The sequence below is a fragment of the Escherichia ruysiae genome, assembly GCF_031323975.1.
Taxonomy (GTDB): Bacteria; Pseudomonadota; Gammaproteobacteria; order Enterobacterales; family Enterobacteriaceae; genus Escherichia; species Escherichia ruysiae.
Map to the genome: position 1 here is coordinate 1,042,871 of NZ_JAVIWS010000001.1, position 12,790 is coordinate 1,055,660.

10 protein-coding genes are annotated in these 12,790 nt (G+C 49.9%); 4 read left to right on the forward strand and 6 right to left on the reverse strand.

Annotated elements, in window-relative coordinates; genetic code table 11:
• Positions 1-77 precede the first annotated feature (77 nt).
• Entirely contained in the window at positions 78-242 is a 165-nt protein-coding gene (locus RGV86_RS05355; protein WP_021551082.1) for a hypothetical protein, read from the forward strand.
• A gap of 132 nt (positions 243-374) precedes the next feature.
• The gene (gene eco, locus RGV86_RS05360; protein WP_000849222.1) at positions 375-863 is read left to right on the forward strand and encodes a serine protease inhibitor ecotin; all 489 of its coding nucleotides are present in this window, start codon (positions 375-377) and stop codon (positions 861-863) included.
• 82 nt (positions 864-945) lie between these two features.
• Here the strand turns inward: eco and mqo are convergent, their stop codons facing one another.
• From mqo to ompC, 6 genes are all read right to left on the reverse strand, one after another.
• Positions 946-2,592: a malate dehydrogenase (quinone) gene (mqo, locus tag RGV86_RS05365; protein ID WP_085460951.1), complete on the reverse strand. Its 1,647-nt coding sequence runs from the start codon at positions 2,590-2,592 to the stop codon at positions 946-948.
• Between the two features lie 217 nt (positions 2,593-2,809).
• A complete protein-coding gene (gene yojI / locus RGV86_RS05370) occupies positions 2,810-4,453 on the reverse strand; it encodes a microcin J25 efflux ABC transporter YojI (RefSeq protein ID WP_032225729.1) in 1,644 nt (547 codons plus the stop codon).
• A 75-nt stretch (positions 4,454-4,528) separates the two neighbouring features.
• Complete coding sequence (gene alkB / locus RGV86_RS05375; protein WP_000884981.1) at positions 4,529-5,179, reverse strand: DNA oxidative demethylase AlkB; 651 nt, start codon at positions 5,177-5,179, stop codon at positions 4,529-4,531.
• Complete coding sequence (ada, locus tag RGV86_RS05380) at positions 5,179-6,243, reverse strand: bifunctional DNA-binding transcriptional regulator/O6-methylguanine-DNA methyltransferase Ada (protein ID WP_000786436.1); 1,065 nt, start codon at positions 6,241-6,243, stop codon at positions 5,179-5,181. Before ada ends, alkB begins: the two co-directional genes overlap by 1 nt.
• Positions 6,244-6,316: 73 nt before the next feature.
• Positions 6,317-7,372, reverse strand: a complete 1,056-nt coding sequence (gene apbE / locus RGV86_RS05385) for an FAD:protein FMN transferase ApbE (RefSeq protein ID WP_085460952.1) — start codon at positions 7,370-7,372, stop codon at positions 6,317-6,319.
• 111 nt (positions 7,373-7,483) lie between these two features.
• A complete protein-coding gene (ompC, locus tag RGV86_RS05390) occupies positions 7,484-8,590 on the reverse strand; it encodes a porin OmpC (RefSeq protein ID WP_021551088.1) in 1,107 nt (368 codons plus the stop codon).
• A 738-nt stretch (positions 8,591-9,328) separates the two neighbouring features.
• Between ompC and rcsD the strand changes: the two genes are divergently transcribed.
• Both rcsD and rcsB read left to right on the forward strand, forming a co-directional pair.
• Positions 9,329-12,001, forward strand: a complete 2,673-nt coding sequence (gene rcsD, locus RGV86_RS05395; RefSeq protein WP_309508405.1) for a phosphotransferase RcsD — start codon at positions 9,329-9,331, stop codon at positions 11,999-12,001.
• A 16-nt stretch (positions 12,002-12,017) separates the two neighbouring features.
• Positions 12,018-12,668, forward strand: coding sequence for a response regulator transcription factor RcsB (rcsB, locus tag RGV86_RS05400; protein WP_001516743.1), 651 nt, complete (start codon positions 12,018-12,020; stop codon positions 12,666-12,668).
• Positions 12,669-12,790 lie beyond the last annotated feature (122 nt).

Here is a 12,790-nt window from a genome sequence, read left to right on the forward strand (position 1 = left end):
ACTGAGAGCGACCAAATAAACCGCATAATTAATAAGCCATTTTTATAGCCGCTAAGATATTAAAGGATGTGTCAAAGATGCATACCCCGATCGGGGTAAAACCTGTAGCAGGATCAAAAGAGTGGTGGGAAGAGTGGCAAAAACGGGCTTTTGCTCACATTTCAAATGGTTATAAACATATTTATATAGCGATTAATTCACCAGAAATATTTCTCCAGGCTTCACCATTCATCAGAATTTAACACTAAAAGGGCAGGTAAAATTGTCTGAATATTCTTTAGGTTATTCATAAAGCAAATTAATAAATCTGATGAATATGTTAACCTTCAGCGACATCATCGGTGAAAACCTATAAATGAAGAAGGAAAGCAAAAATGAAGACCATTCTACCTGCAGTATTGTTTGCCGCTTTCGCTACCACCTCCGCCTGGGCGGCAGAGAGTGTCCAGCCACTGGAGAAAGTAGCGCCTTATCCACAAGCTGAAAAAGGCATGAAGCGTCAGGTGATTCAGTTAACTCCGCAAGAAGATGAATCTACCCTGAAAGTAGAACTGTTAATCGGTCAGACGCTGGAAGTCGATTGCAATTTGCATCGTCTCGGCGGGAAGCTGGAAAGCAAAACGCTGGAAGGCTGGGGCTATGATTATTATGTCTTTGATAAAGTAAGCTCCCCGGTTTCGACGATGATGGCCTGCCCGGATGGCAAGAAAGAGAAGAAATTTGTCACCGCGTATCTGGGCGATGCTGGAATGCTGCGTTACAACAGTAAGCTGCCGATCGTGGTGTATACGCCAGACAATGTGGATGTGAAGTACCGGGTCTGGAAGGCGGAAGAGAAAATTGACAACGCGGTAGTTCGCTAAACTGCTGTGAGGTGCGGCACCCCGTAGGCCGAATAAGACGGTTACGCCACATCCGGCATACCATGCCGGATGTGGCACATCATTACAACGCAATATCCGCCACTTCTTTTTGAACGGGTTGCGGTTTCAACTGCGGTTTCGGCGTACTGTCTGCCGCCTGCGGCTTATCGTATTTCAGCCCCAGCACTTCGCTGGTGTACTGCAACTCGCGTTCTGTTGCCGCCACATCGCCGTTCAGCTTACGGCCATAAGACGGAACGATCGCTTTCAACGTGGCCTGCCATCGCGGACTGGAAACACGATCACCAAATACTTTTTCCAGCAGATTCAACATAATCGGCGCGGCGGTTGACGCCCCCGGCGATGCCCCCAGCAGCGCGGCAATGGTTCCTTGCTGGTCGCTGACCACTTCTGTACCCAGACGCAGCACGCCGCCTTTCTCGGCATCGCGTTTGATAATCTGCACACGCTGTCCTGCTTGCCACAAACGCCAGTCCTCTTTTTTCGCCTGCGGATAGTACTCTTTCAACGCTTCAAAACGATCCTCTTCACTCAACATCACCTGACTTACCAGATATTTCACCAGATCGAAATTATCCAGCCCGACGTGCATCATCGGCATCACGTTAGAGGTGGTGGTGGAACCCATCAGATCCCACAGTGAACCGTTTTTGAGGAATTTGGTTGAGAAGGTGGCAAATGGCCCAAACAGCACTACACGTTTACCGTCCAGCACACGGGTATCGATATGCGGAACCGACATCGGTGGTGCGCCAACGGAGGCTTTCCCATAGACCTTCGCCAGATGGTGATTAACCACGTCCGGGTTTTCCGAAACAAGGAACTGCCCACCAACCGGGAAACCAGCGTAGTCTTTCGCTTCCGGAATACCCGATTCCTGTAACAGCTTCAGCGCCGCACCGCCCGCGCCGATAAAGACAAATTTCGCGCGGATGTTCTGTGCTGTGCCGTTTTTCAGATCGGCAACGGTGACGGTCCAGGTGTTATCGTCATTACGTTTGAGAGCGCGGACTTCACTGCTGAGTTGCAGCGAGAAGTTAGATTTCTTTTGCAAGGAAGCAATTAACTGACGAGTGATCTCACCGTAGTTCACATCAGTGCCGATTTCTGTGCGTGTAGCCGCCACTTTCTGCTGCGGATCGCGCCCTTCCATCACTAACGGAGCCCACTCTTTGATTTGCGCGTGATCTTCAGAGTAACGCATACCGCGAAACAGCGAACTTTGTTGCAATGCCGCATAGCGGGCACGCAGGAAATTGACGTTATCTTCGCCCCAGACAAAGCTCATGTGCGGAACGGTATTGATAAATGAACGCGGAGTACGCAGCACGCCGCGCTCGACCTGGTGCGCCCAGAACTGGCGGGAAATCTGAAATGCTTCGTTAATGGCGACTGCTTTTTCAATACTGATGCTGCCATCGGCGTTTTGCGGGGTGTAGTTCAGTTCCATCAGTGCAGAATGCCCGGTTCCGGCGTTGTTCCAGCCGTTCGAACTCTCCTGCGCGACACCCTCCAGGCGCTCTACCATGGTCATCGACCACTCTGGCTCCAGCTCGCGTAAATAAGTCCCCAATGTGGCGCTCATAATGCCGCCGCCAATCAACAGTACATCAGTTTCCTGCTCCTCGGACGCTTTCGCTTTTGCCGCCATCGAAACGGCATTAAGCCCCACGGCCATCGAGAAGAGCATGGCAGTCACTTTTTTCATCTTGTTAATGCCTTACTTTTAGTCGCTTTATTGCAGGTGAGATTTGCGCGGCATCAACGGTAACACTTAAGTAACAACATTTAAATAATGTTTATAAATTATATTCTAATTTTAGAAACATTATAATTTCGTTGATTAATTATAGGGTTATTAGAAATGAAGGGATTTTTAGAATATTGACCTGGCGGCAGCGAGCCGCCAGGTCAGCGTCAAAATATTATGCCGTCCGGGCAACAGCATCACGCGAAGCAGCATCGCGCTCTTCGCCCGTCAGTTCGCTAAGTTGCCCGTTGCGCATCTCCAGCAGGCGGTCGGCGTGGATAAAGTAATGGTCATCATGGCTGATGGCGAAAATAGTTTTTCCCATCTCCTGCATCAGCGGTAGCAGCACCTGATAAAACTCACGGCGGAAGTGTGGGTCTTGATCCGCCGCCCATTCATCCAGCAGGATAATATCGCGTTCTTCTGCCAACGCCAGCAACAGCGCCACGCGTTTTTTCTGCCCTTTTGATAACTTCAGGTTAACAATACGCCCGTTACTTAACTCCAGCTTATGAGCCATTTTCAACTGCGCCAGCCACTTCTCAACCAGTTGCGGATTAGCAGGTTTACCCTCCGGCCCCAGCAGTTGATCAAACAGCCAGACATCGGTAAACACGGCCGAAAACAGTTTGCGATAATCTTCCGGTTTTTCGCCGCTGATGGGTTTACCATCCAGCAAAATTTCACCGCTTTGCGGCTGATACAACCCCGTCAGCAACATCGCCAGCGTCGATTTTCCGCTACCGTTGCCACCAATCAGAAACAACAGTTCGCCACGTTTAATGGTGAGGTTGAGTGGGCCAACGGAAAACGCGTTGTCCTGATAACTAAACGTCACGTTACGTAGCTCCAGCGTTTGCCAGTCAGGAAACGCCTGCGGGCGTGGAAACTCCGCTTTGAAAGGCGCGAGCGCGAATTTGTTCAGCTTGTTAAACGCCACCTGAGCCGTCAGCAGCGTCGGTAATGCGCCAACCGCAGAAAGCAGCGGCGTGCGCAGGAATAACAGCGTCAGCGAATAGGTCGCGGCAACGTTGGTATCAGCCCAACCGAGACTGTTCGCCATCCAGAACACCAGGCCGATAGCACCCAGCATCATGATGTTTGACCAGTTCACAGCACTAAGATGGAAGGTGTCTGCGCGAATAATATGATGGCGATACTCTTGCGCATCAGGAATGTAGAGGTTGTTAAACACATACTCGGCGCGTTCACGGTTCAGAGTCAGCTCTTTGCGCCCTTCGAGTACGGTTTGAAAATCCGTGTACAGCTTGTCTTCGGTTTCACGCAGGGTCGCCATATGTTTGTACACCCGCGCCACCAGCACAAAACCGCCCCAAATGGTGACTGCCATCCAGATAGCCGTTACCAGCAACATTTTACCCGACAGCATCCACAAATACGCCGCGGAACCGATAGTGAGGATGATCCCCTGCACCAGTTCCGGCAGACGCACAAAAGCAATGGTGATATTGCGCACATCGCTGGTTAACCCCGCCAACAACGAGGCGCTACCGAGTTGTTCAATGCGCTCGACGTGAGTATCGAGAATCCGCTTGATAAATTCACTACGCAGTCGGTAAACGAAGTGATGCCCCAAAGTGGTGAGCGCCAGTTGCGATCCGAGAGTGACGGCCATCAACAGCAGCAATAACCCCAGAAACTCCGGCAACACCAGCAGACTGGTATCCGCCGTTTCGATAAGGCGCTGATTGATAAAAGCAATTAAGCCAATGCCTAATGCCGCACTGGCGAGGCTTAGCGCCATCACACTGATAAATGGCCAGCGATACTGCCGCCAGACAAGTACAAGAAGTTCCATGCAGAAAACCCGGACAATGAATTACAGCCCGCAGTTTAAACATCTCCGCGCTCACAGCAATAATAATTCTTATTTTTATTCTTTTTTACCTGCCTGACGGAATGTCAGATTGTAGCGGCAGTCGGCGGTGAGTGGATGAAAGCCCGCTTTGAGTGGTTGAATGCCGTGATAAAACAGCCGCGATTCACCGCCCCAAACCACCACGTCGCCATGCTCCAGCAACAGTCGTTTTAACGGATCATTACGTTTGAGGCCACCAAATTGAAAAATCGCGGGTAAGCCCAGAGAAACAGAAACAATCGGTGCGCGCAGATCCGGTTCGTCTTTATCCTGATGTAACGACAGTTTCGCGCCAGGGGCATAGCGGTTGATAAGACAAGCATCTGGCTGGAAATCTGGATAGCCCGCCGCCGTAGCCGCACGTTGACATAAATTATGAAAACTCTGCGGCATGGCGGGCCACGGTTTATTTGTTTGCGGATCAATGGGCGAATAGAGATAACCCTGCCGATTGGTGGTCCAGCCCAGACGCCCGCAGTTGGTCATCGCCACCGACATGGTATATCCGCCGGGTGTGACCATCTGGCGAAACGGTGACTGGCGGGCGACATTGCTGATTCCCTGCATCAGTTGCTCCGCAGTATTAAAGGCAAAACGGCGCAGGATCACCGCGCCAGGTGCCAGGGGTTCTTGCCACGGTTCAGCGTCAGCAAACAGATCCAACATTATTTTTCCTCGTTTTCAGCTTCACGGCGTAGCAACTGTGCTTTACGCGAAACACCCCAGCGGTAACCGGAAAGTGTGCCATCACCACGTACCACCCGATGACAAGGTATAACGATCGCTAACTTATTGGCGGCGCAGGCACTTGCCACGGCACGTACCGCTTTCGGTTTGCCGATGGTGTTTGCCAGTTGCTGATAACTCACAGTTTCACCGCAAGGAATGGTACGCAGCGCCTGCCAGACTTGCTGTTGAAAAGCGGTGCCGCGAATATCCAGCGGCAACGTCAGCGGCGTATCGCGCTGATTGAGGCTGGCGATCACTTCGCGTAGGCGTTGCTGAAACGTCGGGTCAGCGGGTGCGTTGTCGGCAGCGGGAAACATCTGCCGCAGTTCACTGATTAATGTCGCGTCATCATCACCCAGTAATATCGCGCAAATCCCCCGCTCGCTTTCTGCCACCAGGCAACGACCCAGCTTACAATCAGCCAGCGCATAACGCACAGCCAGGCTTTCGCCACCGTGACGAAACTGTTTAGCCGTCATGCCCAGCGTTTCATCGGCTTTACGGTAGTAACTGCTGCCGTCGGGGAATCCGGCATTGAGAATCGCCTGAGTCACGCTTTCCCCTTTTGCCAGAGATTCCCGTAAACGACGAGCGCGCCAGGCCTGTTGCCAGGCTTTAGGCGTCATTCCGGTCGTCGCTTTAAACAATCGATGCAAATGGAACGGACTCATCGCCACCTGGTCGGCTAAGGCTTCCAGCGTTACAGGCGTTTCCTGTTCCAGCAGTCGGCAGGCGTGGGTAATTTTATCAAGGCGATGTTGCTGGGGATTGGCTTTGTCTGGCTGACAACGTTTGCAGGGGCGAAAGCCAGCGGCAAGCGCCTCGCTGGCATCCGTATAGAAAGAAACGTTTTCCCGCAAGGCATGTCTGGCGCGGCAAGACGGACGGCAAAAGATGCCCGTGGTGCGCACGGCGAAGACAAATTCGCCGTCGGCGTTCGGGTCGCGGGCTAAGACAGATTGCCAGCGTTGATCATCAGTTAAGCGTGTGGCGTTTTTCATCATCAGCTCCCTGGTTAAGGATAGCCTTTAGTCTGCCCGGTCACCATCGCGCAAAAACCAACAATCTTGCGCTTTAATTTTTTTCGCTAATAAGGAAGCTTTTAAACTGCGGCGACATCCAGGTTTTAAAGCTATCGCCCTCTTTGGTGATCATATAGACCGCCAGCCCTTCCCGACGAACGACTTCTTTGGCTTTCTCCGGCCCGAGCACCATCAAACCTGTATCCCAGGCGTCGGCTTCCAGCGCCGTCGGGGCAATCACGGTCACGGAGACCAGATTGTGCTCAATGGGACGCCCGGTTTGCGGATCGATAACATGGGAAAGGCGTTTGCCGTCCAGTTCGTAATAGTTGCGATAGCTGCCGGAGGTGCTAATCCCGTGACCGTTGATATCCACCACGGCCTGAACCGCGTTCTCTTTATCGGTCGGTTTTTGGATCGCCACCCGCCACGGCTGCCCTTCGCCGTTCATGCCACGGCTGTTCAGCGCGCCCCCCACCGACACCAGATAGCGGGAAATACCTTCCTGCTCCATTAAGCGTGCCAGATGATCTGCCGCATAACCTTCGCCGACGGTGGAGAGATCGACATATAAATCCGGCAGATCTTTTTGCAGATATTGCTGATGCGACTGATTAATGACCGTCAGGTGCTGCAAACCTGTTTTGGCTTTCATCGCGTCGATCTGTTCCTGGTTCGGGATTTGTACTGGCTGTTGTTCCGGGCCAAAGCCCCACAGATTCACCAGCGGCCCGACAGTAATATCCATCGCGCCATCGGTTTTGGCGCCAATGCGCAGCGAGGTGGTGATGATATCGGCCATCGCTTCACTTACCGGCCACGGTGACAAACTTTTCGAATCGTTAAAGCGCATCAGCGCGGAGTCTTTTTTATAGGTCGAAAGCAGCTGATCGTCGGCGTTCAGCTGGGTCTGAATCTTCTCTTTAAGTTCAGCACTGCGTTTGGCGTCAATGCCAGGGATGCTGGCACGCCAGAAGGTTCCCATCGTTTTGCCTTCAAGAACGGTAACTTCAGTAGCGTGGGGTTTGGCGGGTTGTGTTTTTTGATCGCAACCAACAAAGAAGAGCGCGGCAGCCAGCAATGCCACGCGGGTAAAGCTTATTTCCATACGTGATTATCCTCATGCGAACGGTCGCAAGAGTACACCAAAAAACTGCGTTTGTACGCTGAAAACAATGAAAAAAGGGCCCGCAGGCCCTTTGTTCGATATAAATCGAGATTAGAACTGGTAAACCAGACCCAGAGCTACGATGTCATCAGTGTTGATGCCAGCAGCGCGGGTGAACTGGTTGTCGTCCAGCAGGTTGATTTTGTAGTCAACGTAGGTGGACATGTTTTTGTTGAAGTAGTAGGTAGCACCAACATCAACATATTTCAGGATATCTTCGTCGTCGTAGTTACGACCAGCAACGACACCCAGGTTTTTACCTTTAGACTGCAGGTATGCTACAGACGGACGCAGACCGAAGTCGAACTGGTACTGAGCAACAGCTTCGAAGTTCTGTGCTTTGTTCGCCCAACCCAGGGAACCTACGCGAGTTGCGTTGTAGGTCTGGGTGTACTGAGCAGCCAGGTAGATGTTGTTAGCGTCGTATTTCAGACCACCGGTGTAGGTTTCAGCACGGTCGCCGTTACCGATGTAAGCAGCGGTGTTCTGAGCATCAGTACGTTTGGAGCTGGAAACTGCAGCACCGATACCGAAGCCTTCGTAATCATAAGTGATAGAACCGCCAACGCCGTCGCCGTTCTGACGCAGAGCACCACGACCGTTGTTGGTCATGCCTTCGCCGCTTACGCTGCCGTTTTTACCCTGGTACTGAACAGCAAAGTTCAGACCGTCAACCAGACCGAAGAAGTCGGTGTTACGGTAGGTCGCGAAGCCGTTACCACGCTGCTGCATGAAGTTGTCAGAACCGTAAGTGTCGCCACCGAATTCTGGCAGAACGTCGGTCCAGGAAGTTACATCGTAAACAACGCCGTAGTTACGACCGTAGTCGAAAGAACCAACGTCCTGGAATTTCAGACCAGCGAATGCCACACGGGTCCAGGAGTTTTCTTTGTTGTCTTCAGAGGTATTGCCCTGGATCTGATATTCCCACTGGCCGTAACCGGTCAGCTGGTCAGTAACCTGAGTTTCGCCTTTGAAACCAAGACGTACATAGGTCTGGTCGCCGTCTTCTGACTTGTTGTCAGAGAAATAGTGCAGGCCGTCTACTTTACCGTACAGATCTAATTTGTTGCCGTCTTTGTTGTAAACTTCAGCAGCGTTTGCTGCGCCTGCTACCAGCAGAGCTGGGACCAGGAGGGACAGTACTTTAACTTTCATGTTATTAACCCTCTGTTATATGCCTTTATTTGCTTTTTTATGCCACTGCATACTGATTAACCCTCATTAATCAGTCGGCAAGTCCATTCTCCCCAAAAATGCAGAATAATCCAACACGAATATGATACTAAAACTTTTAAGATGTTTCATTTGTCGCTATAGATGTTTCAAAATGTAAATATGATGGAACTTTTTAAGATTCTTGATGATTGGCGAAATAAGCACCTAACATCAAGCAATAATAATTCAAGGTTAAAATCAATAACTTATTCTTAAGTACTTGATAGCACTGAATGCCAAAACAAAATCTTCACTCGCAACTAAAATATGTCTCGCTATCATCATTAACTTTATTTATTACCGTCATTCATTTCTGAATGTCTGTTTACCCCTATTTCAACCGGATGCCTCGCATCCGGTTTTTTTTTACCCTTCTTTACACAACTTTTATTTTTTTGTACTACCGCTGGAAAATTATAACGCCTGTTAATAATTCACAAAAAATTAACAAGATATAATTCCCGCCATCTTTTCTTTATCCGTAATTAATTTCGCTCTTCTTTTTTGCAGATTATTTGTACAGCAGAATGCGGTGTGTACATCTATTTCTCATCTGGCAGAACGAGACATATCGTTGAGGAAGAGAGAGTCATCTATCGGGTAATAGTCTGGAATTTCGCACTGTACCCTTTATACTGCCCTATCACTTCGCGAAGTTTTAACAGGTCATAAACACGAATGCGTCAGAAAGAGACAACGGCCACGACCCGCTTTTCACTCCTACCGGGGAGCATTACCCGCTTCTTTTTACTGTTGATCATTGTGTTGCTGGTGATGATGGGTGTAATGGTACAAAGCGCAGTCAACGCCTGGCTGAAAGATAAAAGCTACCAGATTGTCGACATTACTCATGCTATACAAAAGCGCGTCGATACCTGGCGTTACGTGACCTGGCAGATCTACGACAACATCGCTGCAACGACTTCACCTTCCACCAGTGAAAGTTTGCAAGAGACGCGTCTGAAACAGGATGTCTACTATCTGGAAAAACCGCGTCGCAAAACAGAAGCCCTGATCTTTGGTTCTCACGACAACTCAACGCTTGAGATGACCCAACGAATGTCTACTTATCTGGACACATTATGGGGCGCAGAAAATGTACCGTGGTCGATGTATTATCTGAACGGTCAGGATAACAGCCTGATTCTTATCTCGACCTTGCCGTTAAAAGATCTCACCTCCGGATTTAAAGAATCGACTGTCAGTGACATTGTTGATTCTCGTCGCGCGGAGATGCTGCAGCAGGCTAATGCCCTGGATGAACGTGAAAGTTTTTCTAACCTGCGCCGTCTTGCCTGGCAGAACGGTCATTATTTTACCTTGCGTACAACCTTTAACCAGCCGGGACATCTGGCAACAGTGGTTGCATTTGATCTGCCTATTAATGATTTAATCCCGCCAGGGATGCCGCTGGATAGCTTCCGTCTTGAACCAGAAGCAGGTACTGCGGATAACAATAATAATGAGAAAGAAGCAACGGATAGCGTCAGCATTAACTTTAATAGTTCGAAGATTGAAATCTCTTCGGCGCTCAACTCCACCGATATGCGGCTGGTCTGGCAGGTTCCTTACGGCACTTTGCTGCTGGATACATTGCAAAATATTCTGCTGCCACTGCTGCTGAATATCGGTTTGCTGGCACTGGCGCTTTTTGGTTACACCACCTTTCGCCATTTCTCCGGGCGCAGCACAGAAAGCGTTCCCAGCACCGCAGTGAATAACGAACTGCGTATTTTGCGAGCAATAAATGAAGAGATTGTGTCACTGCTGCCACTCGGTCTGCTGGTTCACGATCAGGAATCGAATCGCACAGTTATCAGCAATAAGATTGCCGACCATCTGCTGCCGCATTTGAATCTGCAAAACATCACCACCATGGCAGAACAGCATCAGGGGATTATTCAGGCGACCGTCAATAACGAGCTGTATGAAATTCGCATGTTCCGCAGCCAGATAGCGCCGCGTACGCAAATCTTCATCATTCGCGATCAGGATCGCGAGGTGCTGGTGAACAAGAAACTCAAGCAGGCGCAGCGCCTGTATGAGAAAAACCAGCAGGGCCGGATGGCCTTTATGCAAAACATTGGCGATGCGCTGAAAGAACCCGCACGGTCACTGGCGGAGAGTGCGGCTAAACTCAACTCCCCGGAAAGCAAACAACTGGCAAATCAGGCTGATGTGCTGGTGCGCCTGGTCGATGAAATTCAGCTAGCGAATATTCTTGCGGACGATAGCTGGAAGAGCGAGACCGAGCTTTTCTCCGTACAGGATTTAATCGATGAAGTAGTGCCCGCAGTGCTACCAGCAATGAAACGCAAAGGCCTGCAACTGCTGATTAACAATCATCTGAAAGCACACGATATGCGCCGTGGCGATCGCGATGCTTTACGCCGTATTTTGCTGCTGTTGATGCAATATGCCGTCACCTCAACGCAACTGGGGAAAATTACCCTTGAGGTTGATCAGGATGAATCCTCTGACGAACGTCTGACTTTCCGCATTCTTGACACCGGAGATGGTGTAAGTATTCATGAAATGGATAATTTGCACTTCCCGTTCATCAACCAGACCCAAAGCGATCGCTATGGCAAGGCGAACCCGCTGGCATTCTGGTTAAGTGATCAACTAGCGCGAAAACTGGGCGGTCATTTAAATATTAAAACGCGGGACGGGCTTGGCACACGATACTCCGTGCATATAAAAATGCTCCCTGCTACCCCGGACGTTGAAGAGGAAGAAGAACGTTTACTGGATGATGTCACCGTGATGGTGGATGTAACTTCCACAGAAATTCGGAATATTGTCACTCGCCAGTTAGAAAATTGGGGTGCAACCTGTATCACACCCGATGAAAGATTAATTAGTCAGGATTATGATATCTTTTTAACGGATAATCCGTCTAATCTTACTGCCTCTGGCTTGCTTTTAAGCGATGATGAGTCTGGCGTACGGGAAATTGGGCCTGGTCAATTGTGCGTCAACTTCAATATGAGCAATGCTATGCAGGAAGCGGTCTTACAATTAATTGAAGTGCAACTGGCGCAGGAAGAGGTGACAGAATCGCCTATGGGTGGAGATGAAAATGCACAACTCCATGCCAGCGGCTATTATGCGCTCTTTGTAGACACAGTACCGGATGATGTTAAGAGGCTGTATACTGAAGCAGCAACCAGTGACTTTGCTGCATTAGCCCAAACGGCTCATCGTCTTAAAGGCGTGTTTGCCATGCTAAATCTGGTACCCGGCAAGCAGTTATGTGAAACGCTGGAACATCTTATTCGCGAGAAGGATGTCCCAGGAACAGAAAAATACATCAGCGACATTGACAGCTATGTCAAGAGCTTGCTGTAGCAAGGTAGCCTATTACATGAACAATATGAACGTAATTATTGCCGATGACCATCCGATAGTACTGTTCGGTATTCGCAAATCACTTGAGCAAATTGAGTGGGTGAATGTTGTCGGCGAATTTGAAGATTCCACAGCACTGATCAACAACCTGCCGAAACTGGATGCGCACGTGTTGATTACCGATCTCTCCATGCCTGGAGATAAATACGGTGACGGGATCACCTTGATCAAATACATCAAGCGTCATTTCCCTAGCCTGTCGATCATTGTTCTGACCATGAACAACAACCCGGCAATTCTTAGCGCGGTACTGGATCTGGATATCGAAGGAATCGTCCTGAAGCAAGGCGCGCCTACAGATCTGCCGAAAGCCCTCGCCGCGCTGCAAAAAGGCAAGAAATTTACCCCGGAAAGCGTATCTCGTCTGCTGGAGAAAATCAGCGCCAGTGGTTACGGTGACAAGCGTCTCTCACCTAAAGAGAGTGAAGTACTGCGCCTGTTTGCAGAAGGTTTTCTGGTTACCGAGATTGCTAAAAAGCTCAACCGTAGCATCAAAACCATCAGCAGCCAGAAGAAATCCGCGATGATGAAGTTGGGTGTCGAGAACGATATCGCCCTGCTGAACTATCTCTCTTCTGTGACCTTAAGCCCGGCAGATAAAGAGTAATCTCCCGACAGGCCAGATAAGCACCGACCGCCGGCTGCGGCGTAAACGCCTTATCTGGCCTACAAATCCCAATACTTCAATACATTACACAAGGCCTGATAAGACGCGCCAGCGTCGCATCA

What these genes read in the sequence shown, in the direction of transcription:
- ada (WP_000786436.1), bottom strand. Translation starts at nt 6,243, where the DNA reads ATGAAAAACGCCACACGCTTAACTGATGATCAACGCTGGCAATCTGTC.
- RGV86_RS05355 (WP_021551082.1), top strand. Translation starts at nt 78, where the DNA reads ATGCATACCCCGATCGGGGTAAAACCTGTAGCAGGATCAAAAGAGTGG.
- ompC (WP_021551088.1), bottom strand. Translation starts at nt 8,590, where the DNA reads ATGAAAGTTAAAGTACTGTCCCTCCTGGTCCCAGCTCTGCTGGTAGCA.
- alkB (WP_000884981.1), bottom strand. Translation starts at nt 5,179, where the DNA reads ATGTTGGATCTGTTTGCTGACGCTGAACCGTGGCAAGAACCCCTGGCA.
- yojI (WP_032225729.1), bottom strand. Translation starts at nt 4,453, where the DNA reads ATGGAACTTCTTGTACTTGTCTGGCGGCAGTATCGCTGGCCATTTATC.
- eco (WP_000849222.1), top strand. Translation starts at nt 375, where the DNA reads ATGAAGACCATTCTACCTGCAGTATTGTTTGCCGCTTTCGCTACCACC.
- mqo (WP_085460951.1), bottom strand. Translation starts at nt 2,592, where the DNA reads ATGAAAAAAGTGACTGCCATGCTCTTCTCGATGGCCGTGGGGCTTAAT.
- apbE (WP_085460952.1), bottom strand. Translation starts at nt 7,372, where the DNA reads ATGGAAATAAGCTTTACCCGCGTGGCATTGCTGGCTGCCGCGCTCTTC.
- rcsD (WP_309508405.1), top strand. Translation starts at nt 9,329, where the DNA reads ATGCGTCAGAAAGAGACAACGGCCACGACCCGCTTTTCACTCCTACCG.
- rcsB (WP_001516743.1), top strand. Translation starts at nt 12,018, where the DNA reads ATGAACAATATGAACGTAATTATTGCCGATGACCATCCGATAGTACTG.